Origin of the sequence: Streptomyces sp. NBC_00986 (assembly GCF_045162565.1) — a bacterium.
GTDB lineage: Bacteria > Actinomycetota > Actinomycetes > Streptomycetales > Streptomycetaceae > Streptomyces.
Window position 1 is genome coordinate 10,265,236 of sequence record NZ_CP108733.1, and the last position, 22,849, is coordinate 10,288,084.

At 71.0% G+C, this 22,849-nt stretch carries 19 protein-coding genes; 10 read left to right on the forward strand and 9 right to left on the reverse strand.

From position 1 onward, the window contains the following. Positions 1 to 65: 65 nt before the first annotated feature. Both OG504_RS46190 and OG504_RS46195 read left to right on the forward strand, forming a co-directional pair. The gene (locus OG504_RS46190; protein WP_405995145.1) at positions 66 to 983 is read left to right on the forward strand and encodes a TIGR03619 family F420-dependent LLM class oxidoreductase; all 918 of its coding nucleotides are present in this window, start codon (positions 66 to 68) and stop codon (positions 981 to 983) included. An 8-nt stretch (positions 984 to 991) separates the two neighbouring features. Then, the gene (locus tag OG504_RS46195) at positions 992 to 1,651 is read left to right on the forward strand and encodes a hemerythrin domain-containing protein (RefSeq protein WP_405995146.1); all 660 of its coding nucleotides are present in this window, start codon (positions 992 to 994) and stop codon (positions 1,649 to 1,651) included. Between the two features lies 1 nt (position 1,652). On the opposite strand, the gene OG504_RS46200 is transcribed toward OG504_RS46195, so the two are convergent. Next, positions 1,653 to 2,870 carry a serine/threonine-protein kinase gene (locus tag OG504_RS46200; protein ID WP_405995147.1) on the reverse strand — a complete coding sequence of 406 codons (1,218 nt, stop codon included), beginning with the start codon at positions 2,868 to 2,870 and terminating at the stop codon, positions 1,653 to 1,655. A 254-nt stretch (positions 2,871 to 3,124) separates the two neighbouring features. Between OG504_RS46200 and OG504_RS46205 the strand changes: the two genes are divergently transcribed. Beyond that, the gene (locus OG504_RS46205) at positions 3,125 to 4,447 is read left to right on the forward strand and encodes a DEAD/DEAH box helicase (protein ID WP_405995148.1); all 1,323 of its coding nucleotides are present in this window, start codon (positions 3,125 to 3,127) and stop codon (positions 4,445 to 4,447) included. Between the two features lie 27 nt (positions 4,448 to 4,474). Here the strand turns inward: OG504_RS46205 and OG504_RS46210 are convergent, their stop codons facing one another. From OG504_RS46210 to OG504_RS46240, 7 genes are all read right to left on the reverse strand, one after another. Beyond that, on the reverse strand, positions 4,475 to 6,070 hold the full coding sequence (locus tag OG504_RS46210; protein WP_405995149.1) for an MFS transporter: 1,596 nt from the start codon (positions 6,068 to 6,070) through the stop codon (positions 4,475 to 4,477). Between the two features lie 77 nt (positions 6,071 to 6,147). After that, positions 6,148 to 7,500 carry an alpha/beta hydrolase gene (locus OG504_RS46215; RefSeq protein ID WP_405995150.1) on the reverse strand — a complete coding sequence of 451 codons (1,353 nt, stop codon included), beginning with the start codon at positions 7,498 to 7,500 and terminating at the stop codon, positions 6,148 to 6,150. Positions 7,501 to 7,710: 210 nt separating this feature from the next. Beyond that, complete coding sequence (locus OG504_RS46220; RefSeq protein WP_405995151.1) at positions 7,711 to 8,571, reverse strand: PaaX family transcriptional regulator C-terminal domain-containing protein; 861 nt, start codon at positions 8,569 to 8,571, stop codon at positions 7,711 to 7,713. Positions 8,572 to 8,679: 108 nt separating this feature from the next. Further along, positions 8,680 to 9,228, reverse strand: a complete 549-nt coding sequence (locus tag OG504_RS46225; RefSeq protein ID WP_405995152.1) for a hypothetical protein — start codon at positions 9,226 to 9,228, stop codon at positions 8,680 to 8,682. Between the two features lie 325 nt (positions 9,229 to 9,553). Then, positions 9,554 to 11,650: an NAD-dependent DNA ligase LigA gene (gene ligA / locus OG504_RS46230; RefSeq protein WP_405995153.1), complete on the reverse strand. Its 2,097-nt coding sequence runs from the start codon at positions 11,648 to 11,650 to the stop codon at positions 9,554 to 9,556. Positions 11,651 to 11,746: 96 nt separating this feature from the next. Further along, positions 11,747 to 13,717, reverse strand: coding sequence for a PPC domain-containing protein (locus tag OG504_RS46235; protein ID WP_405995154.1), 1,971 nt, complete (start codon positions 13,715 to 13,717; stop codon positions 11,747 to 11,749). 300 nt (positions 13,718 to 14,017) lie between these two features. Beyond that, positions 14,018 to 14,563: an RICIN domain-containing protein gene (locus tag OG504_RS46240; protein WP_405995155.1), complete on the reverse strand. Its 546-nt coding sequence runs from the start codon at positions 14,561 to 14,563 to the stop codon at positions 14,018 to 14,020. Between the two features lie 180 nt (positions 14,564 to 14,743). Here OG504_RS46240 and OG504_RS46245 point away from each other — a divergent pair, with 180 nt between their 5' ends. Together OG504_RS46245 and OG504_RS46250 are read left to right on the forward strand one after the other, a co-directional pair. Next, positions 14,744 to 15,907 (forward strand): sensor histidine kinase, encoded by a 1,164-nt coding sequence (locus OG504_RS46245; RefSeq protein ID WP_405995156.1) that lies wholly within the window; start codon positions 14,744 to 14,746, stop codon positions 15,905 to 15,907. Then, positions 15,904 to 16,569 (forward strand): response regulator, encoded by a 666-nt coding sequence (locus OG504_RS46250; protein WP_405995157.1) that lies wholly within the window; start codon positions 15,904 to 15,906, stop codon positions 16,567 to 16,569. Before OG504_RS46245 ends, OG504_RS46250 begins: the two co-directional genes overlap by 4 nt. Before the next feature lie 70 nt (positions 16,570 to 16,639). Here OG504_RS46250 and OG504_RS46255 read toward each other — a convergent pair whose 3' ends face one another. Continuing rightward, positions 16,640 to 17,287 (reverse strand): Lrp/AsnC family transcriptional regulator, encoded by a 648-nt coding sequence (locus tag OG504_RS46255; protein ID WP_405995158.1) that lies wholly within the window; start codon positions 17,285 to 17,287, stop codon positions 16,640 to 16,642. A 185-nt stretch (positions 17,288 to 17,472) separates the two neighbouring features. Here OG504_RS46255 and OG504_RS46260 point away from each other — a divergent pair, with 185 nt between their 5' ends. From OG504_RS46260 to OG504_RS46280, 5 genes are read left to right on the forward strand one after another with little or no spacing between them, the layout of a single operon-like run. Further along, on the forward strand, positions 17,473 to 19,059 hold the full coding sequence (locus tag OG504_RS46260; protein ID WP_405995159.1) for an ABC transporter substrate-binding protein: 1,587 nt from the start codon (positions 17,473 to 17,475) through the stop codon (positions 19,057 to 19,059). After that, positions 19,034 to 20,197, forward strand: a complete 1,164-nt coding sequence (locus OG504_RS46265) for an ABC transporter permease (RefSeq protein WP_405995160.1) — start codon at positions 19,034 to 19,036, stop codon at positions 20,195 to 20,197. Before OG504_RS46260 ends, OG504_RS46265 begins: the two co-directional genes overlap by 26 nt. Beyond that, positions 20,194 to 21,096 carry an ABC transporter permease gene (locus tag OG504_RS46270; RefSeq protein WP_405995161.1) on the forward strand — a complete coding sequence of 301 codons (903 nt, stop codon included), beginning with the start codon at positions 20,194 to 20,196 and terminating at the stop codon, positions 21,094 to 21,096. The genes OG504_RS46265 and OG504_RS46270 overlap by 4 nt, the downstream gene beginning before the upstream one ends. Then, on the forward strand, positions 21,093 to 21,887 hold the full coding sequence (locus tag OG504_RS46275) for an ABC transporter ATP-binding protein (RefSeq protein ID WP_405995162.1): 795 nt from the start codon (positions 21,093 to 21,095) through the stop codon (positions 21,885 to 21,887). Before OG504_RS46270 ends, OG504_RS46275 begins: the two co-directional genes overlap by 4 nt. Further along, entirely contained in the window at positions 21,884 to 22,837 is a 954-nt protein-coding gene (locus OG504_RS46280) for an ABC transporter ATP-binding protein (RefSeq protein WP_405995163.1), read from the forward strand. The genes OG504_RS46275 and OG504_RS46280 overlap by 4 nt, the downstream gene beginning before the upstream one ends. Positions 22,838 to 22,849: the final 12 nt, after the last annotated feature.

The window sequence follows — 22,849 nt, forward strand, 5'->3', positions numbered from 1 at the left end:
GTCGATCCGTGTCCGGCACGGTGAGCCGATAACGGACCGCAGAACTCCTCGAACAGGTGACAGACATGCTCAAAATCGGCCTGGGCTCTCCCCAGTACGGGTCGTTCACCGACCCCGCCACGATCTCCGGGTTCGCCTCCGCTGTCGAAGCGATCGGCTACGACAGCCTGTGGGTGGGCGACCGGGCCCTGGTGCCGACAGAGCCCCGTGACCCGTACCCCGGGGGTGGTCCCGTGCCTGAGGAGTACCGCACCTTCCTGGACCCCATCGCCACCCTGTCCTTCCTGGCGCACGCCACCCGACGGCTGCGCCTGGGGACCAGCACGCTGAACGCGCCCTTCTACTCCCCGCTGCTGCTGGCCCGTTCGCTGACGTCCGTCGACATCCTCAGCGGGGGGCGGCTCGACATCGGGTTCGGGCTCGGCTGGTCGTCCGACGAGTACGAGGCCATCGGCGTCCCGTGGCGGGGTCGCGGGGCCCGCCTGGAGGAGATCCTGGACGTCCTCGAACACGTCTGGTCCGGTTCGTCGGCCGAGCACAAGGGCGCTCTGTGGACGATCCCCAGCGCGCACATCGGGACGCTCCCCGTACAGCGCCCCCGCCCGCCGGTCCTCCTGGGCGGCTTCACCCCGGCCACGCTGGAACGCATCGGCCGGCGCGCGGACGGCTGGGCGGGCGTGGCACTTCCGGTGCCTCAACTGGCGTACGTCATCAGCCAGATCAGGCAGATCGCGGAGGCCGACGGACGTGACCCCGACGCCCTGCGCACCGTGGTCCGGGTGAACCCAGTGGTGACGGCCGAGGCCGCGCCGAGCGATGCCGTCCCGCACCGGGGAACGGTCGTACAGGTCTCGGACTACCTGCTCGCCGCCCACGCGGCCGGCGCCGACGAGGTGCTCATCGACCTGCAGCAGACCGCGCGGGACGCGGACGAGCTGACGGACCTGGCACACCGTTTCCACGACCAGCTGAGCAAGGGCTAGGGAGCACCATGTCTGACGTAGTCATCTCGAAGCCGGATGTCCACGACATGGTGGTGGTGCATCGTACGTTCCGCCAATCCTGCGCGGAACTGCCGGACTTGGTGCGCGGGCTACGGCCCGGCGACACCGCGCGGGCCCAACTGGTCGTGGACGCAGTGCGGTTCATGCTCATGGGCCTGGAGGCCCATCACACCAGCGAGGACGAATTCCTCTGGCCCCGGCTCGCGGACCGGACGACGCTGCACGCCGAGGCGATCACGCGCATGGCGGAACAGCACCACCGGCTCGAAGAGTTGGTCACCCTGGTGAGGGGCGCGCTGGACGGGCTGGCCGCCGATCCCCGGCCGCCCGTCTGCGAGCAGGTGGCGGCTCAACTCACCGAACTGGGCTCGGTGTTGACAGCCCACATGGACGAGGAGGAGCACACCATCCTCCCGTTGGCCGCCGAACACCTGAGCGTCGCCGAGTGGGAGGAACTCGGCGAGATCAGCCTGGCCAAGCTGGAGAAGAAGCATCTGCTGCGCGCCTTCAGCGCGTTGATGGCGGTGGCGACCCCCGAGGAGCAGCGGGCGATCCTCACCAAGGCGCCACTACCCGCCCGCCTCCTGTGGTGTCTCACCGGCCGCCGCTCACACGCCCGTTGGGAGGCCCGCCTGCACGGGGCGTGACTTACGGCGTGGCCGTGGCGGGGCTCGTGCTGCTGGGCGGATCCGTCGGTGTCGTGTCCGCCGAGCTGTGGTCGGGGGAGAACCAGGTCAGGCCGATCAGCAGCGCCCCGAGGAAGATCAGCACGGCGGCGACCGTGCCCAGCGTCTTCGACCGGCGTACGGCGACGCCGCGGCCTCCCGTTCGTTGCCGGCGCCGGGTCCGATGGGCCGGAGCGGTGCTGCCGGTGGCGGCGGTCGGGAAGGCGTACGTGGTCACAGAGCCGGAGCCAGGGCCTGCCCCGGAGCCGGGAGCCGCGTTCGTCCTGGGCTTCACGGGCGCGTCCCAGGAGGTCACCTGCGGTGTCGGTGGCGGTGTCGCTTCGGGGCGCGGTGCGGCCGCCGGGAGGGGCTCGGGGCGTCCCCGCCAGGCGCCGGAGGCGAACCACTCGGCCACCTGGCGCGCCGTAGGACGGTCCTCGGGGCGCTTGGCGAGGAGGCCGAGCAGGTAGTTCTCGAAGGCGGGCGGGAGGCCGACGCCGAGTTCCCGCGGGGGTACGGGGGGTGTGTCGAGGTGGTGGTGGAGGACGGCGATGGCGCTGCCGGCGCGGAACGGCGGTTGTCCGGTGAGGAGTTGGTAGAGCACGCAGCCGAGTGAGTAGACGTCGGACGGCGGCCCGGCGGGCTGCCCCAAGGCGCGCTCGGGCGCGATGTACAGGCTGGTCCCGACGATCTGGCCGGTCGCGGTGAGCGCGCCGTTCGGGTCGTTCATGAAGTGCGCGATGCCGAAGTCGGCGATCTTCACGGATCCGTCGGAGCCGAGGAGAAGGTTGCCGGGCTTGATGTCCCGGTGCACGATGCCCTGGTCGTGCGCCGCGCTGAGCCCCGCGGCCGACTGGGCGGCGATGTGGGCCACGTGCTCGGCCGGCAGGGAGCCCGCCTGGGCGAGCACGTGGGAGAGGCTGTCTCCCTCCACCAGCTCCATCACCAGATACAGACGGCCCTCCTGCTCGCCGAAGTCGAGGACGCCGACCACATGAGGGTGGCTGAGCCGGCCCGCGGTCTGGGCCTCCAGGCGGAAGCGGGCGGTGGCGGTGGGCTCGGAGTTCTGGGAGTGCAGGAGCTTGACGGCCACCGGTCGGCCGTTCATCTCGTCGTACGCCTGCCAGACCTCGCCCATCGCGCCGCGTCCGATGGTGGTGTTCAGCCGGTACCGGCCCGCTATCAGCACCTGTTGCTTCATCCTCACGCAGTGGAACGACTCGACTGCTGCGGGCCATGTCCCTTTGAGGTAAGGGGTGTTGGTGGGGTGGCGCAGCTGTCACAGCCTACTGGCGGGCAGGCGGTCACCGACCGCGATCCCGCACATGCCTCACGGCGGCGGGCGTGCCGGAGGCGCGCTGGTAAAATGAGGGCACGCTTCGACGCCGCCGGGGCCCGTACCGAGGGGTACGGGCCCCGGTGCCGTTGCGGGCACAGGACTGAGGAAGGTTCCCCATGAACGCGAAGCCGCCGGCCGTTTCCTTCGGCGCGCTCGGACTGCCGCCCGAGCTGGTCGGGACGTTGACCGGCCTCGGGGTGACGGAGCCGTTCCCGATCCAGGCGGCGACGCTGCCCGACGCGCTGGCCGGGCGCGATGTGCTCGGCCGGGCGCGCACCGGTTCAGGCAAGACGCTGGCCTTCGGTCTCGCGCTGCTCGTACGGCTCGCGGGTCGGCGGGCGGAGTCGAAGCGGCCGCTCGCCGTGGTCCTGGTGCCGACCCGGGAGCTCGCGCAGCAGGTCAGCGACGCGCTGGAGCCGTACGCGAAGACGATGGGGGTACGGCTCGCGACGGTGGTCGGCGGGCTGTCGATCAACCGGCAGCAGGCGCTGCTGCGGACCGGCGTCGAGGTGGTCGTCGCGACGCCGGGACGGCTGACCGACCTGGTGTCGCGCCGGGACTGCCTCCTGAACCATGTGCGGATCACCGTGCTGGACGAGGCGGACCAGATGTGCGACCTGGGGTTCCTGCCGCAGGTCTCGGACCTCCTGGCGCAGATCCCGGCCGACGGGCAGCGGCTGCTGTTCTCGGCCACGCTCGACCGTGACGTCGACCAGCTGGTCAAGGACCACCTCCACGACCCGGTGCACGCGTCGGTCGACCGGGCGTCGGGCTCGGTCACGACGATGGAACACCACGTGCTGAACATCCACGCCGCCGACAAGTACGCGACGGCGACCGAGATCGCCGCCCGGGACGGCCGGGTGCTGATGTTCCTCGACACCAAGGCCGCTGTGGACCAGTTCACCCGCCATCTGCGGGCCAGCGGCGTACGCGCGTCCGCCCTGCACAGCGGCAAGTCGCAGCCCCAACGCACCCACACGCTCGGCCAGTTCAAGGACGGCGAGATCACCGTGCTGGTGGCCACCAACGTCGCCGCCCGGGGCATCCACATCGACGCCCTCGACCTCGTCGTCAACGTGGACCCGCCCGCCGACGCCAAGGACTACCTGCACCGCAGCGGGCGTACGGCGCGCGCCGGCGAGTCCGGGCGCGTGGTCACCCTGGTCACCCCCAACCAGCGGCGCGACGTGAACCGGATGATGTCCGACGCCGGTATCCGCCCGACCGTCACCCAGGTCCGCTCCGGCGAGGAGAAGCTGACCGCCATCACCGGCGCCAAGCGCCCGCCGACCGAGACGAAGACCAGCACCGGCAACGCCCCCTTCCGCGGCATGGGCACCCGTCCGGGCCGGGCGGGCAAGGAGACCCGGAAGACCGCCGAGGCCCGCAAGGCCGCGGAAGCCCGCGCGGCGGCGAGGGTCCGCAAGAGCCGTTGACCTTAGGGGAGTTCGCTACTGCCTGGACTACTCCGGCTGCGCGGAAGCGGCGTCGCCATGTGAGGCCGCATCGCCATCCGAAGTGGCACGGCCCCGGAGCGTGACGAGCGCCAGCAGCGCCGAGCACAGCGCGGCCGTACCGCAGACCACGAAGCCGATCGAGTAGCCGTGACCGAGGGCGTCCAGCGCGAGCGGATGCAGGTCGGCCAGCTTCGGTGAGGCCGCCGAAGCACCGTTCACCGCGAGCGGCCCGCCTTCTTCCAGTACGGCCGTGCCCGCGCCCTTCAGCGCCGGCGGCAGCGCGGAGTCGTGCAGGGAGCCGGAGAAACTGCTGGCCGCGCGACTGAGGGCGACGGCGCCGATGACGGCGGGGCCGAGGGTGAAGCCGAAGTCCCGGAGCAGGTTGGTGGTGGCGCTGGCCATGCCGGCCAGGTGGGTCGGCACGGTGTTGACGGCTGTCGCGGTGATCGAGGTGACGGTGACCGAGAAGCCCAGGCCGACCAGACCCAGCGGCACGATCAGCGAGGTGAAGGCGGTGTCGGTGATCGGCAGCGTGGCCGCCAGGTAGTCGCCCGCCGCGATCAACAGCAGCCCCGAGCCCAGGAGCAGCCCCGGTGCGACCGTACGCAGCAGCCGTTCCGTCACCGGCAGCATCACCAGCGTGATGCCGTTGAGCAGGACGAATGCCAGGCCCGTCCGCATCGGGGCCTGGTCCTGCACCGGGCCGAGCCGGATGCTGACGGAGTAGGCGGTGCCCAGGAAGGCGAACATGCCCACCACGGCCACGATCGAGGCCACCGCGAAGGCACGGTTGCTGAACAGGTCCAGGCGCAGGAGCGGGGACTTGGCGCGCTTCTCGGCCAGGACGAAGCCGGCGAGGAACACGGCCGAAAGGACGAAGGCGATGATGATCGAGGGCGAGGCCCAGCCGTCCGTCGGGCCCTGGATGATGGCGTAGAGCAGAGCGAACAGGCCCAGACCGATGGTCACCTGTCCCGCTATGTCGAGTGAACGGCCCTCGGGCGCGCTGGAGTTGACCACGAACAGGGCGCTGACCGCGACGCTCGCCACGGCGACGGCGGTGACCACGACGAAGGACCAGCGCCACGAGCCGTAGGTGGCGGTGACGCCGCCGAGCAGGGGGGCGAGGAATCCGCCGGTGGAGAGCAGGGCCGCCCACATCGCGATGACCCGGGCGCGCTGCGCGGGTGAGGTGGTGCCGGCGGCCAGGATCGCCAGCGAGGTCGGGAACAGGGCGGCGGCGCCGAGGCCCGCGAGGGCCTGCCCGGCCCAGAGCTGGTGGACGCCGGAGGCGGTCGCACTGGTCAACTCGCCGACCGCCAGCAGAGCGGCGCCGCCGACCAGCAGCCGCTTACGGCCGAAGAGGTCGCCCAGCAGGCCGAAGGTCAGCTCCAGTACGGCGACCGGGAGCAGGAACGCGTCGGAGATCCAGGTGAGTTGGGAGCCGACCGGATTCAGGTCGGACTGGAACAGCCCGTTGAGCGTGGCCGGTATGGCCAGGCCGATCTGGGCGAGGCAGACGGCGAGGAGACCGGCGACCAGGGTGCCGGTGGTCAGGCCGGGACCGGTGGCGGCGGTCCTGGTGGAGGGTTCGGTCGTCATTGACACGGAGGGCTCCTGGGTCGCGCGGGCTGTGAACGGGGGGAGTTGGAAAGAGGCGGGGTGGGAACGCTTCGGGATCAGCGGGTACCGGTCAGACGGCTCGGCCGGTAGTCGGTGAAGGCGGCGCCGTCGAGGCCCAACTCATCGGCGCTGCGCTGGAGTTGGGCGGCCGTGGTGGCGTCGTCCCAGTGCCGGGTGTCCAGCCGGTGTTCCACGGCGTGCAGACCGGCGACCACTTCGGCGGTGGTGAAGTTGCAGTGGCTCTGGCGGGCGACGTAGGCCTGTCGCAGGAGGTGGGAGTCTCCGGCCGCGCGCACCCGCCCGGCGAACGCCGACTCCTGTTCCACGGGCACCAGTTGGTCGGCGGTGGTGTGGAGGTCGAGCAGCGGAACGGCCAGTCCCTGTCCGGCGGTCGAGGTCCGCTTCAGACGGGCCACCGCGGCCGGGTCGGCGGTGATGTCCGCACCGCGGGTGAGCCGGTTCAGATCGGTGCGCAGGTCGAGCCCGGCGTCACGGTAGAGCGCCTCGACCTGCTTGACGTGGGCCGACTTGCGCAACAGCCCGGCGTAGTCGACACCCTTGTTCCAGGACGTGTTGCCGCCGGCGGACTGCTCCACCGACCAGCGCGCCGGGATGACGAACGAGAGCAGGCCCTGAGCCAGCCAGGCGTACTGCTGCTGCTCCTGGCCCGCGAAGTCGCCGTGCGCGGGCGGCAGTTGGCCCGGAGCCCAGTCGGCCAGGTTCAGATAGGCGGCGGCCAGGGCGATCCGAGCACGTCCGGCTGGGGTCTGCTGCGCCGCTTTTACGGCCGCCGTGAGCCGGGCGGCGAGGGCGGCGCCGTCGGCCTGGTCGTCGAGGTTCACCAGGTCGTCGGCGTCGGCGGGGTCGAAGAACGTGGCCAGGGTGTACTCGGCGTCCAGCTGGTAGTTGTCCAGATCGACACCGCCCGCCACCAGACCGCACAGGCCGAGCGCACCGTCGACGCGGCCCGCGCCGTCCCGGGCGATCTGGGCGTTCACGAGTCCGCCCATCGACTGGCCCACCGAGATGACCCGGGTCGGTGTGCCGACCTGCGTACGGAAGGCGGTGAGCGCGGCGAACTGATCCCGCTCGGCCGAACTGAGCGCCCACATCGAGCCGTTGGGGTCGTAGGAGGACCCGGCGAGGGCGTAACCGGCGGCCAGCAGGGCCTGGCTCACGGCGGGCGAGGGCGCGTCGGCGGCGGTGGTCGGTCCGAAGCCGTGGCTGAACAGCAGCAGGGTGCCGTTCCACTGCTCGGGCGTGTCCGCGATCCAGGTGGCGCCGTCGGCCAGCGTGCCGGAGTAGTGGCCGGCGGTGGCGGCCTGGGCGCCGGTCGCCGGGCCGATCAGGGCGGTCGCGAGGGCGGTCGCGCAGGCGGCGGCGAGGGTCGAGAAACGGGGTCGGGGCATGACGGCGGCTCCGCGAGTCGAGGGGGACCGAGGGGGAGCGTGCTGGACGTGCGAGGTGGAGCGAGCGAGGCGGTCGAACGAACTGGATGAGCGGTGCGAATGTAGGGCTCTTTTTTCATGGCCGTCAATAGAGTGACCAATATCGAGGCAGTCGAATCCGCGGCGGACGCACGGGGGCCAGGTGCGGACGCGAGGAGGTCCGTACGCGGATCAGTCGAGGGTCAGGGTGTCCAGCAGACGTGCGGCCGCTCGCGCAGCCGGTCGCTCCCAGCGGCTGGCCAGCCCGCGGAACACGGTCTCCGCCTGTGCGGCGGGCCAGTCTCCGGGAAGGTGCTCGGCGGGCAGATGCGGATCCCGTCGTACGAGATCCAACCAGTCGGTGTGCAGCAGGAGTTGACCGGCGAGGTCGTCGCCGGAGGTCGCCGCGGGCAGGGGGTCGGTACGGTCCCAGCGGTCCAGGAACGCGCGGTACCGGGCGCCGATGGCCGGCACGTCGAAGGCCTGCTCCAGCACCTCACGGACGTCGGTCGGCGACTCCACCTCGGCCCGGAACACCCGCAGATACGGTTCCAGGCCGAGTCCCGCCGCCATCTCGCGGACGTCGACGGGCGCCGGGGCCACCCACAGGCCGTTCTGCAACGGGCCGAAGCCCGCCCAGATCAGACGGGAGCGCAGATCGTGCCGCTCACGGCTCCAGGCCTCGGGCAGCGAGAAGCCCACCATCGTCCAACGGCCGTCCCAGTCCCGGTTCACCGCGCCGGTCTGCCAGACGCGGTCCCTGCCGTCCGTCAGCACCTGTACGGCGTGCGGTGTCAGCGCGAAGTACGTCTTCCGGCCCTGGCGGCGGCGCTCCAGCAGATCGCGCTTGACCATCCGGTTCAGAGTGGTCCGCACCGCCTCCTCGGTGCTCCCCACCCTGCCGAGAGCGGCGATCACGCTGCCCGACGACACGGCGACGGGCCGCCCCAGCACATGAGCACCGAAGAAGGTCAGCATCAGGGACTGGGTGCGCGGCTCGGGTCCGCTCTCGGCGGCGGGTCCGGGGGCGACGTCAACACTGGTCACGGGCACAGCGTAGGCCCGGGGCGGGTGTGAGGAGCCGCTGTTCCGGGAAGTGTGTCGCGTCTGTAACGGCAATCGACGATCAGCCGAGTGTCGGAGTCGCCGGTGACGCGTGGCTCAGAAGGTGAACGCCTCGGTCAGGCGCAAGGTGTAGCCGTCCTCTTCCATCAGGACGACCGTGACGCCGAACGGGGACGGATGGTCCAGTTCGAGGGGAGTGAAGGCGTAGTCGACCGCTGCCTGGACGGGCGGGAGCAGTTTGGCGTCGGGCTGGGGAGCCGGGGCCGGCTGCCACTGGGGTTCGGCGGAGGCCGGGTCCTCGGTGTAGGGGAACTGGTGGAGCGTGTGGCCGTCCTTCGTGGCGTGCACCATGTTGAGGCAGGGGGACGGGCCGTCGGCGGGGAGTTCGCAGGTGGTGGCCACGTCCTGGGTCTCCCAGGCGAGCACGATCTCGTCGGCGTTCGCCGCCGCGGCGATGTTCGACAGCGACGCGATCGCCGTGAGCGCGTCCTCGCCGGACTTGACCGGGCGCAGCCAGATCAGGCCGACCAACTCGCCGCGCACCAGCGGCATGATGACCGGGCGGGGCACGGCGCCTTCGCTGAGACCCGCGACGTACGCGCTCTTCATCGACTCCGTCAGCGCGTCGAACGTACGCGTGTCCATGAACTCCCCATCCGCAGCGGCTGTGTGGCGTCCATTCTGCCCCGGTCGCGGAGTGCGTGAGGTCGCTCCTGGGAGTGAAAGAGGCCCCGGCTGGACGGGGGAGACCAGCCGGGGCCGTACGTGGTGGCGTGCGGAGGGCGGTCGCCTCTCGGCGAGGGGCTCCATGGGGCTTCAGCCGAACGATCGTCCCCATGGGCTATAGGTGAGGCCCGGGGACACTGTCCCCTCCGCAGCCACGTACGTATGAACGGACGACCTGGCTCAGTTGTTCCCGCTCATGTCCCGCCGGGGACTGTGAGCTGCGGAACACCCCGTGCGGCAGGTTTCAGTTGAGGTAGTCGGCGATCAGGGTCGCGAACTCGTCCGGGGTCGCGAGGCGGATACCCAGGGTTTCGGCCTTGGCCCGCTTCGATCCCGCGTTCTCGCCGGCCACGACCAGGGTGGTCTTCTTGGAGACGCTGGAGGAGGAACGGCCGCCGGCGCGCTCGACGAGTTCGTTCATCTGGTTGCGGCTGAGCTTCTCCAAGGGGCCGGTCATCGAGCCGGTGACGACCACCGTCATCCCGGCCAGCGGCCCGTCGTCGGCTGTGGCCGCGGCGCCTTCGCCGTCGGCTTCATCCGTCGTGGGCGCGGGCGGGGTCGCGCCCGGCTCCGTCATGTTGACGCCGGCGGCGACCAGTTTGTCGATGAGCGGGGCGAGTTCGGCCAGCTCGGCCACGATCGACGGGGCTTTCTCCGTGCCGATGCCGTCGACCCGCTGCATCGCCTCCGCGTCGGCGGCACGGATCTCGTCCATGGTCGCGAAGTAGCGGGCGATACGGCGGGACATGGAGCGGCCGGTGCCGCGCACCCCGAGCGCGCACAACACCCGGGACAGCGGCTGCCCCTTGGCCGTGGTGAGCGCGGCGAGGAGGTTGTCGGTGCTGGTCTCGCCCATCCGCTCCAGGCCCAGGAGTTGCTCGCGCGTGAGGGCGAACAGATCGGCGAGGTCGGCGACCAGGCCGGCGTCGACGAGCTGGACGACGCGGGTGTGGCCCAGGCCCTCGATGTCGAGCTGGTCGCGGCCCGTGGCGTAGGAGAGGGCGGCGACCAGGTGGCAGTTGCGGCCCTGTTCGCAGCGCCAGCGCAGTTCGCTGGTGTCGATGCCGGAGCCGCAGCGCGGGCACACCTCGGGGAACACGATGGGCTGTTCCTCGCCCGTGCGCAGATGCGCGACCGGGGCCTCGATGCGGGGGATCACGTCACCGGCGCGGTGGACCATGACGTGGTCGCCCAGGCGGAGGTCGCGACGGGTGATGTCACCGGGGTTGTGGAGCGTGGCGTAGGTGATGGTCGCGCCGTCGATCTCGACCGGCTCCAGGACCGCGCGCGGGGCGATGATGCCGGTGCGGCCCACGTTCCACTCGACCTCCAGCAGCCGGGTGATCTTCTCCACGGCGGGCAGCTTGTAGGCGATCGCCCAGCGCGGGGCCCGCGTGCCCGACCCGGCGGCCTGCTGGTCGGCGGCGAGGTCGGCCTTGATGACGATCCCGTCGATCCCGAACGGCAGTTGGGCCCGCAGCGCGGCGATCTCCTGCACCCGGGCCAGCACCTCCTCGACCGTGTCGGCCGTGATTCCGGGCACGTCGGTGGTGGCCGTGGTGTTGACCCCGTAGGCGGCGGCCTGGGCCATGAGGTCGCTGTGCGCGAGCTCGGGCAGCCGGGCCGCGAGGTCGGCCTCGGTGTCCGGGAGGGGCAGCAGGCCGTAGCCGAAGAAGGTCATCGGCACGGTATAGGCGCGCTCCTTGGCGCGCAGTGTGCCCGCGGAGGCGCCGCGCGGGTTGGCGAACGGCTGGCCGCCGTGCGCGGTGCGGACCTCGTTGCCGTGCTCGAACTGCGCTGTGGTCATGAGGACTTCGCCGCGCACCTCGACGGTGACCGGCTCGGCCAGCTCCTGCGGCAGGCCCTCGATGGTGCCGATCGCGTGGGTGACGTCCTCCCCGGCAGTGCCGTCGCCGCGGGTGATGAGCCGGGTGAGTCTGCCGCGTGTGTAGCGGGCCGCGATCGCCAGGCCGTCCAGCTTGGGCTCCACGCTGAACCGCGTGACCTCGTGGTCGATTCTTCGTGCCACCGACGCGGTCCAGGTGGTGAACTCCTCCGGGGAGAACACGTTGTCCAGGCTCAGCATCGCCACCGTGTGCGGGACATCGCCCTCGACCGCGCCACCGGCCACCTTCCCGGTGGGGGAGTCGGGCAGCACCTGGTCGGGATTGTCGGCCTCCCACGCGGCGATGCCGCGCACCAGCCGGTCGTAGGAGTCGTCGTCCAGCGCGGAGGTACCGGCGGCGTAATAGGCGGCCGACGCCTTCACCGCGTCCTCGACCGCCTGCGCGTAGGCGGCGGCATCCACGATCACAGCTGCAGGAGTTGTCATGACTCTCATCCTGCCTGCCACCACTGACAATGCCCCGGGCCCGACCCGGCGCGGCCTCCCCGCCCGCCCACGGGAGGGCGGGCGAGGAGGCCTTCACGCGGGTGTTCAGCCGAGCCCGCGGCTGTATGCCCAGGCGGTCGTGTTCAGGGTGTCCTCGGAACCGGTGAACGGCTCCTGCGGAGTGTACGAGTCGGTGGTGAAGTCGACGTCCACGTCGTCCGCCGTACCGCCGGTCCCGTCCGCCCCGACGCCCAGGATCTGGGCGATGTTGCCGCCCTGGTCCATCAGGTTCGCGGTGTCGTCGAACTGGTCGGTGTGCCAGTTGCCCGAGTAGTGCCCTATCTCGTGCGTGATGATGTTGCCGAGTCCCCGGCCGATGAAGCCGATCTTGTCGCTCTGCGGCCCCAGATAGGTGTTGAGCGAGTTCGGGTTCGGCGCGGCCGCGCTCAGCAGGTCGAGCAGGACGAGTGCGGTGTCCTCGTGGCCGTAGTTGCCGGGGTCGATCGAGGACGAGATGCCGATGGTCGGGATGCCGGACTCGGCGATGGTGCCGCCGACGACGACCCGGCTGACGTCGGGCTGCCCGAACGGGTCGGGATTGTCACGGCTGTTGAGGATCCGGACGGCGAAGTGCGGGTCGGTGCCCTTCTTGGCGAGGTCGGTGGCGATGTTCTCCTTCACCGAGGCCACGACGGCGTCGATCACCTTGTTCTCGTCGGCTGGGCTGAGCCCCCAGCCGGGCAGGAACGCGGACAGCGGCGACAGGTCGTGCTGCGCTCCGCCGGAGCCGAAGATCGACGTGTTGACACGAGCGCCGTCGAAGTCGAGGAACAGCGTCTGGACCGTGCCTCTGCGCTCCGCCTCGGTTCCGGGGCGGTACGCCTCCAGCTCGGCACGGTAGGCGCCGACGCCGCTGCTCACGGCCAGGTAGTACCGGCCGGCGCGCGGTGCCACGAGGTCGACCGTGGCGTTGCCCCCGCCGGGCAGTGGCGACGCCGGGGCGTAACTCCCGCTCGCGTCGAGGGCCGAGCCCATGAGCTCCGTGCCGGCGGCGTCGTAGAAGGACAGATGGTGTGCGCTGCCGGTGACCGTCGCCCCGACGACGTCTCCGGCCTTCAGGTCGACGCCGTAGACGTCCTGGTCCCCGCCCTGCTCGGTGGAGAGCTTGAGGCTGTACGCGCCCTCGGAGCCCGAACCGGCGCCACTGGCGGGGTCGTTCGGGTCGGTGGGCGAGCCGATGTTGGGGCCGGACCCGGCCACCATGAGGTAGTAGTCCCCGGTGGTGGGCAGCGCCAGGCTCACGGAAACGTTTCCACTCGACGGGTCGTCGGCCCAGAACACCGTGCCGCCGTTCGCGTCGTAGAGCCGCGCGATCGCGTTGAAGTCGCCCTGGGCGCCCACGTCCACCGTGAGAACCACGCCGCTCGGCACTCCGGAGACCTTGTAGAAGTCGAAGTCCCCGTGACCGTCACCGGCGCTGCCGTGCGGTCCGTCACCGATGACGCCGGAGGTCCTGACGGACTGCCGCGCACCGGCCACACCGGTGTCGACGGCCAGCGGGATGGACCCGTTGTCCTCCGAACCGGCAGGCAGCGTAGGGATGTTGGGGTCGTCGGCGAGATCCCCGGAGATGGCGACCGCGGAGTTCTGGCGGGCACCGGTGCCGAAACCGGTGATCCGTTCGGCGGTCGGCACCGTGTCGTTGGCGCCGAGCGTGCCCGCGGCTTCCTTCTCGGCGTACGGCGTCGCGGCCGCGAGCCCGGTCAAGTCCCGCCGCGCGGCCCGGAGTTTGCTGCGGGCTCCCCGATCCACGTCGGCCTGAAGGAAGTTGACCTTCCCCCGGGCCTCGGCCGGCAACAGGGCGAGCGACGGATCGAAGTTCAGCCCACCCGGGCTGGCCGCGCCCATGTGTGCCAACTGGAGCCCGTCGGTGATCTGTTGGGCGATCCGGTCGGGCCGGCTCTGTTCGGTGTGCTGATCCGCGTGTGCCGGTGAACCGGCGACGGACATGGCCGCGCTGAGTAATGTGACGGTCAGGGCGCTGGCCAAGCGGTAGCGATGTGCGCCTGCGCGCATGCGGTCTCCCCTCCGCGGGACCGCGCTCGGCGGTCCGGCGGTCCTGTTTCGAGCGTTCTGGTCAGGAGCGCTCTGGGCAGGGCCTGATCGGGTGGGGTGCCGGTGGTGGAGTCGGTGGTGCGATGGCGGCGCCCGTGATCAGGCCGTCCGGCAGAGTTGGTCTAGTCCAGCAGGCGGGCGTGGGCATGTCAATGGGGCCTTGGGGTGCCTGGTCGTAGGTCCTCTGTGCGTGGCGGACTCCCCGCGGCCGGAGGGGCGGCGGGGAGCTTCTCGCGAGGGTCTGCTGTCAGGGGTGTCCGGTCAGTAGTGCTTCGACCACCTCTCGTTGGCGCCCGGAGAACTGGCGCACGTCCAGGCCAGCAGGTCGCTGTGCGCGACGCCTCCGCTGAAGTCCTCGTCCAGGCACTTGCCGCTCAGGGCGTTCGTGATCGTCTTGTTCGAGTTGAAGTACCACCTCTGGTTGGGGCTGTTCTCGGTCCAGTCGCAGGTGTAGGCGATGACATCGCTGTGCTCGACGTTGTCGCTGTAGTCCTGGTCGAGGCACTCATCACTCAGGTAGTTGACGATGATCGAGCCACCCTTGCTGCTGGGCGTCACCAACCACAGCTCGTTGTAGCCGAAGGTGCAGGTCCAGGCGAGGACTTCGCGGTGCTCGACGTTGCCGCTGTAGTCCTGGTCGAGGCACTTGGGGCCGGGAACGTCGTTTTCCAGGTAGACCTGCTCGGTTGCGGCGGCGGCCACGGTCGGCCGGGGAGCCGCCGTGGCGGTAGGTGCGACGAAAACTGCCGCTCCGGCAACCATGACGACCGCCAGGGTCAAAGCGCGCCAGAAGAATGACCCGCGCATTTCCGCTCCTTCTCAAGAGGATGGTCGGTGCCCCGACCGTAGGAGCAGCCCCCCACCCCACGCGTCCCGCAGTGGTTGGAACTCCCGCCGCACCCCACGCGGTAGCCGAAGAGTCGTACAACTACCGTGGTATTGGCGAAAGTTGACGTTCCGTCAGTAGGTCGTGGCTAGGCTACGGCGATGCGCCCGAGGACGCCCCGACCGCTTGTCGTCGACTCGCTGATCGCGCTCGCCCTGACCGCGGTGTCCGTGCTGCTGACGGAGGTGTCGCGGGCGGCGGAGGGCTGGCCGGAACCCGACGTACTTGCCCTTGTGCTGATCGGCGTCGTGAATCTGTCGGTCGCCCTGCGCGGCAGATGGCCGGTCGGTGTGTTCGTGGTCGGGCAGGTCGCCTCGGCCGTGTACGTGTCGTTCGGGTACTGGCCCGTGGCCTGCGTCCTCGGCGCCATGGTCGCCCTGTACACGGTGGCGGCGCACCGGTCGACGCGGATCGCCGTCGCCTGTGCCGCGGTGAAGGGCGCGGTCTGGGCGTACGCCGGAGTGGTCGAGCACGCCCCGATGGTGCTCAACCTGGGCCAGGCGGTGGTGTACAGCTCGGTGGTGGTCTGGTTCGGCATGCTGAGCCGCCGCTCCGCCGAACTCAGCCGCAGACTGCGCGACATGCAGGCCGAGCGGGCCCGTCGAGTGGTCGCCGAGGAACGTGGACGGATGGCCCGTGAGCTGCACGATGTGGTCGCCCACCACATGTCGGTGATCTCGGTGCAGGCGGGCCTGGCCCGGTTCGTCCTCGACTCCGATCCCGAGAAGACCCGGGGCGCGTTGGGCACCATCGCGGACGCCAGTGGCGAGGCGCTGGGGGAGCTCAGGCGCATGCTCCGGGTGCTGCGCGAGGAGGATCCGCAGTTGCCCGAGGGGGCTCCGATCCCGACCCTGGCCCGGCTGGGGGAACTGGTCGACCGCGTCCGCGCCGCCGGCGTGAGCGTCGATCTGGCCGTCGAGGGCACGCCGCGCCCGCTCGCCCCCGGCGTCGAACTCTGCGCGTTCCGGGTCGTCCAGGAGGCGCTGACCAACGTCCTCAAGCATGCCGGGCAAGCCCACGCGCACGTGGAACTGCGGTACGGGCGGAGCGAGTTGGCCGTCTCCGTCACGGACGACGGAGAGGGGGTGATTCAGGGCAGAGTCCCGACTGACGCCGGACACGGGTTGATTGGCATGCGGGAGCGCGCCAAGCTCTACGGCGGGACCATCAGCCTCGGCCCGCACGCCGGGGGAGGCTTCGTGGTCGAGCTGGTGCTGCCGACCACGGCACCGTTCGCTCGGCGGGGGGACGACGATTCGAGATGACGAGAGTGCTCGTTGTGGACGACCAATTCCTCATCCGTGCCGGTCTGGTGGGCCTGTTGGACGCCGCGCCCGGGTTCGAGGTGGCCGGAGAGGCGGCGGACGGCGCGGAGGCCGTACGGCTGGCCGCCCTCACCCGGCCCGACGTGATCCTCATGGACGTCCGGATGCCCGGCGTGAACGGCATCGAGGCCACTGAACTCATCCTCGCCCAGGCCCCCGACCGGCCGCCCCGCGTCCTGATCCTGACCACGTTCGACTTCGACGAGTACGTGTACGCGGCCCTGCGGGCCGGAGCCTGCGGCTTCCTGCTGAAGGACTCCGGTCCCGAGCGGCTGCTCGCCGCGGTGGCCGCCGTCGACGGCGGCGACTCCCTCTTCGCGCCCAGCGTCACCCGCCGCCTGGTCGAGGCCTTCGCCCGCCAGCACGGGAGTGCCCACGTGTGCCCGCCGCGCGACCTGGGCATCCTGACCTCACGCGAGGTCGAGGTGCTCAAACTGACCGCCCGCGGCCTGTCCAACCCGGAGATCGCCGACCGTCTCTTCATCAGCCAGGCCACCGTCAAGACCCACCTCAACCGCACCATGACCAAGCTCGACCTGGCCAGCCGCGCCCAGGCGGTCGTCATCGCGTACGAGTCGGGTCTGGTGACGCCGGGGGGCTGACCGGCTGTCGCGCCCACCCGCTCGCGCCGCGCCGCCCGCATCCCCCACGGGAAACGGAGAGCGGCCCCTGTCAGTCCTCCGGCTCGGAAGCCCGCTGCAGATCGGCCCGGCCCTCCGCCGCCCGGATGAACCGGGTCATCCCGAACTGGCTTGTCCCGGGGGCGTCTTGGGGGTTGCCGGTCGCCGATTCGGCGGAGCGGGGCGTGGTCGGCAGGACGTAAGGGCGGCGGAGCACCTCGTCGAGGATGATCACGGTCTCGGTGGCGCGGACCGCGGGGATGGTGGAGAGGCGGTCGGTGACCAGACGGTGCACGGCGGTGACGTCGGCCACCCGGATCTGGATCATGGCATCGTGCTCGCCGGTGGTGACGGCGCAGTACTCCACCTCCGGCATCTGGGCGAGCGCGGTGCGGAACTGCTTCCACAGCTCCTGGCGGACCGTGACGAAGATCAGGGCGCAGATCTCCAGCCCGACCCGGTTGTGGTCGACGCGGGCGCTGAAGCCGTTGATCACGCCGTCGGCGCGGAGGGCTTCGAGGCGGGTGTAGGCGTTCGCGCGGGAGACGCCGACGCGCTCCGCGAGGGCCGCGACGGAGATGCGGCCCTGTGTACGGAGCACGTCGAGGATCTTGAAATGCACCGAATCCAGGGCAAGACCGATGCCGATCCGTCCAGAACGGCGCGAGCCCGGGGTCTCCGGGGTCGACAGATCTTCCATGTTCGCGCCTCTCCGTTGCATTACGTCTCGTGCTGGTCCCGTCCGCCGAGAGTCCTGGTTAGTTTCAGCCAACCCTAACGGCGAATCGTCCAGGTCCCCTCCCGGCATCCGCCCGCACCCGCACGCCCGGTCCCGCACGGCCTTCTTCCGCTCCGCCACGCTCCGCCCTGCTCACGGAGGCACGCATGCCCAGATTCACTGCCGGGTCGTACCCGGTGGCACTCCCTCTCGTCGCGGTCGCGGCGCTCGCCCTGAGCGCCTGCTCCGGCGGTACGGGCGCCACCGGCTCCTCGGCCGGCAAGACCCTGGTCGTCGACACGTCGTTCAACCTGAAGACCGCCGACCCGGGCCGCGAGTTCGAGCCGACCGGGCAGATCGTGGACAAGGCGCTGTACGAGACGCTGCTGTCCTTCAAGGGCTCCGACGTCACCAAGCCGGTGCCGGGCCTCGCCTCCTCGTACGAGCAGTCCAAGGACGGAAAGACGCTCACGCTCCACCTGCGTGCGGGCGCGAGGTTCGCGGACGGCAGCGCGGTCACCGCCGACGACGTCGTCTTCTCGCTGAACCGGGTGATCGCGCTGAAGGGCAACCCGTCGTTCCTGCTCGACGGAGTCACGGTCACCAAGACCGGCGCCTCCACCGTCACCCTGGTGTCGAAGAAGGCGAACCCGGCGCTGCCCTTCATCCTCCCCAACCCCGCGCTCGGCATCCTGAGCGCGAAGACGGTCCAGGCCCACGGCGGCTCGGCGACCGCGACGGACGCGGCGGAGAAGTACCTCAACACCACGTCGGCGGGCTCCGGCCCGTACACCCTCACCTCGTTCAACACGAACACCCAGGTCGTGCTGACCAAGAACCCCAAGTACACCGGCTCGGACAAGCCCACCTACGACAAGATCGTGTTGCGCAACGTCCAGGCCCCCACCCAGAAGCTCAACGTCCAGCGCGGTGACAGCCAGATCGCCCTCGACCTCACCTCCGACCAGGTCAGCGGGCTCGGCGGCGGGCTCAAGGTGGACAGCGGCGCGTCCTCGGACGTGATCTTCCTGCTGCTCAACCGGAACACCAAGGTCAGCGGTACGACGGCCAACGCCAAGTTCGCCGAGGCGGTGCGCAAGGGCATCGACTACAAGAGCCTGCTGTCGCTCGCCGGCACCGGCTCCGTCCAGCCCGCCGGGATCATCCCGTCGACCTTCCTCGGCGCACTGCCCGCCTCCGACGCCGCGGGCCGCGACCTGGCCGGGGCGAAGGCCGCGCTCAAGGCGAGCGGTATCGCCAAGCCCTCCGTGACCCTCGGCTACGCCAGCGACCTGACCGTCGACGGACTGTCCCTCCAGACCCTCGCCGAACGGGTCCAGGCCCAGCTGAAGGAGGTCGGCATCACCGTCACGCTCGCCCCCGCGCCGACCACCACCGAACTCGACAACTACCGCAACGGCAAAGAGCAGTTGGGCCTCTGGTACTGGGGCCCGGACTACCCGGACCCGAGCGACTACCTGACCTTCCTCCCCGGCGACCTCGTCGGCCTCCGCGCGGGCTGGAAGGCCGGCGCCGACCCCACTCTCACCGCCCTCGGCGACAAGGCGGCGACGACGATCGGCGACGACACCCGCAAGACCCTGTACGAGCAGATCCAGACCCGCATGAACGCCTCCGGCCCCTTCATCCCCCTGATGCAGCCGAGCCGCAACACCGTCTCCGCCGCGTCCGTGACCGGCGTCGCCTACAACCCCGTATGGACGATCGATGTCGCCGCGCTGGGCACGAAGTAAGGGGACGGGCGGCGAGGGGGCGGGCACCAAGGACGCCGGCGGCGCGGGCTCGGGCGGCGGCGACGGCCTTCGCACCGGCCCCCCGACAGTCCTCCGCCCCCGTCGTCTCCTCGCCCGCCACCCCCTCGCCCGTTTCCTCCTCCGCCGTACCGCCACCGCCGTCCTGCTCGCCCTCGGCGTGACCCTGGTGACGTTCATCCTCACCAACCTGGTCCCGGGCGACCCGGCGGCGGCGAACCTCGGCCAGCGGGCGATCGGCGACCCGGCGATCGTCGCCCAGTTCCGCCACCACTACGGCCTCGACAAGCCGCTGCCGGTCCAGTACGTCACCTACCTCGGCAACCTCCTCCACGGCGACCTCGGCGAGTCCCAGCAGAGCCACCAGTCCGTCCTCACCGACCTGTCGACGGCCGTCCCCGCCACCCTCGAACTCGCCGGCGCCGCGATCGTCGTCTCCCTGATCCTGGGCGTGGCCTTTGGCGTCGTGGCGGCCCTGCGCCGAGACCGCTTGACCGACCAACTCCTCCGCGTGGTCAGCCTGTTGGGGGTCTCGGTCCCCACCTTCTGGCTGGCACTGCTCGCCTTCTACGTCTTCTTCTACCGCCTCGGCTGGGCCCCCGGCAGCGGCCGCCTGGACCCCGGCATGACAGCCCCGCCACACGTCACGGGCCTCTATACGATCGACGCGGCACTCGCGGGCCAGTGGCCGGTGTTCTGGAGCGCGGTGAGCCATCTCGCCCTCCCCGCGCTGGTGTTGACGGCCTACACCGTCGGCCTGCTCACCCGCTTCACCCGCTCCGCCGTCCTGGAGGTCCTCAACCAGGACTACGTCCGTGCGGCCCGCGCCAAGGGACTCCCCGCCCGCACGGTCCTCTTCCAGTACATCCTCCGCGCGGCCCTCGTCCCCGTCATCACGGTCGCCGGACTCGCCTTCGGCGCCCTCCTCTCCGGCACCGTCCTGGTCGAGTCGATCTTCGCCTGGCCGGGCCTCGGCGCCTACGCCTACCGCAGCGCGACCACCCTCGACCTCCCCGCCGTGATGGGCGTCGGCCTGGTCGTCGGCCTGGTGTACCTGACCGTCAACCTCGCCGTGGACGTCCTGTACGGCGTGATCGACCCGAGGGTGAGGGTCCAGTGAAACGCAGTCCTGAGCGGAGCCCTGAGGGCGCGGTGAAACGCGGTCTCCTACGACGGCTGCCGCCCGCCTGGCGTCGCCCGCTCGCGGTGACGGGCGGTCTGGTCGCGGTGTTCTGGCTGCTGATCGTGGTCGCCGCCCCGCTGCTGGCCCCGCACGACCCCCTCGCGCAGAACCTGCCCCGACTGGCCGCCCCCGGCGCCGGACACTGGTTCGGCACGGACGAGCTGGGCCGGGACGTGCTGAGCCGGGTGCTGTACGGCGCCCGGGTCTCCATCCCGCTCGCGCTCCTGCTGGTGGCCATGTCGCTGCTGGTCGGCGGAGTGCTCGGGGCCTGCGCCGGGTTCTTCGGGCGGTGGGTGGACGAGACCGTGATGCGGATCGCGGACCTGGTGTTCGCCTTCCCCACCGTCATCCTGGCGATGGTCGTCGCCGCCGCGCTCGGCGCCAGCCTGCAGAACGCGGTACTGGCCGTCCTGGTCGTCTCCTGGCCGTCGTACGCCCGCGTCACCCGGGGTCTGGTGATGGGCCTGCGGAACCGTGAATTCGTGCTCAGCGGACGGCTGTTGGGCTTCTCCGCCTGGCGCTCGCTGCGCGTCGACATCCTGCCCAACGTGCTCGGCCCACTCCTCGTCCTGGCCACCCTCGACATCGGCACCGCGACGCTGCTGCTGTCCGGGCTGTCCTTCCTCGGGCTCGGCGCGAAACCGCCGACGGCCGAGTGGGGCGCGATGGTGGCGGACGGCACGCAGCAGTTCGACAAGTGGTGGATCGGGGTCTTCCCGGGCCTGGCCATCCTCACCGTCGTCCTCGCCTTCAACTTCCTCGGCGACACACTCCGGGACGCCCTCGACCCCGGTACCGCCCGCACGATCGGCGCGGAGAAGGAGCGTGTGGCATGACCGACGGCGACTCCGTGGACGTCCTGAGGATCAGCGGCCTCACGCTCGACCTGGGCGGCGCCCGCATCCTCGGCGGCGTCGACCTCGCGCTCCAGCCCGGCCGTATCCACGGGCTCGCGGGGGAGAGCGGTTCGGGCAAGACCATGACCGGTCTTGCCGTGCTCGGTCTGCTGCCGCCGGGCGCGCGGACCGGCGGGCGGATCGAGTTCGAGGGCACCGACCTGCTGACCCTGCCGGCCCGTCAACTGGCCGCGCTGCGTGGGCAGTCGGTGAGCATGGTCTTTCAGGACCCGTCCACCAGCCTGCACCCCATGCTCAGCATCGGCCACCAGCTCACCGACCACCTGCGCCACCACCTGAAGCTCAACCGCAAGGCCGCGAAGGAGCGGGCCGCCGACCTGCTGGCACAGGTCCGCATCCCCAACCCCCGCGAGGCGCTGGGCCGTTACCCGCACCAGTTCTCCGGCGGCATGCGCCAGCGGATCGCCATCGCCATCGCGCTGGCCTGCGAACCGAAGATCCTCATCGCCGACGAACCGACGACCGCGCTCGATGTGACCGTGCAGGCAGGCGTGTTGAGACTGTTGCGCGGTCTCTGCGACGACCTCGGCCTCGCCGTTCTGCTGGTCACCCACGACCTCGGCGTGATGTCCGCGATCGCCGACGAGGTGAGCGTGATGCGCCACGGCCTGGTCGTCGAGACGGGTCCGCGCGGCCGGGTCCTCACCGAGCCACAGCACGAGTACACCCGCCAGCTCCTGGACGCGCTCCCCGGAAGGAGCACCGTATGACCCCCGACCCGACGGCCCCTCTCCTCTCGGTCGACGATCTCGTGGTCCAGTACCACCGGCCGGGCGCACCTCCCACCCGGGCCGTCGCCGGGGTCAGCCTTCAGGTGCGGGCGGGCGAAGTCGTGGGCCTGGTAGGCGAGTCGGGCTGCGGCAAGTCGACGCTGGCTCGCGCGGTCTGCGGCCTCACCGCACCCGCGGAAGGCCGGATCACCTACGACGGCACATCGGTACGCCCGTTGCGGGTGCGCCGCCGCGAACTGGCCCTGACCGGCATCCAGATGGTCTTCCAGGACCCGTACGGCTCCCTCAATCCCCGGCGCCGGGTGGGTTCACAGATCGCCGACGGCATCCGTACGGCGGCCGGGCGGGGCGAGGCGGCGGCCGAACTCACCACCCCGGAGGACCTGTTGACCCGGGTCGGCCTGCCGGCGAGCGCCGCCGGCCGTTATCCCCAGGAGTTCTCCGGAGGCCAACGCCAGCGCATCGCCATCGCCCGCGCACTCGCCGCCCGACCCCGGCTGCTGGTCGGCGACGAACCGATCTCCGCGCTGGACGCCTCCGCTCAGCTCCAAGTGGCCACGCTGATGCGGTCGTTGGCCGTCGAATCGGGCGCAGGGCTGCTGTTCATCAGCCACGACCTGTCCGTCGTACGGCTGATCGCGGACCGGATCGCCGTGATGTACCTCGGCCGGATCGTGGAGACCGGCCCCACCGCCGAGGTCTGGGCCGACCCGCGCCACCCGTACACCCGAGCGCTGCTGGCCGCCGTACCGAAGCCGGACGGTGCGGGCGTGCTGCCGGCCGAACTCCCCGGCGATGTCCCCGACCCCGCCGCCCCGCCGAGCGGCTGCCGCTTCCATCCGCGTTGCCCGCAGGCCTTCGACGGCTGCGACCGGGAGGAGCCGCAGCTGATCGCGGGGGGTGTCGCGTGCCGGCTGTACGCGGCGTGAGCGGGGGTGGGG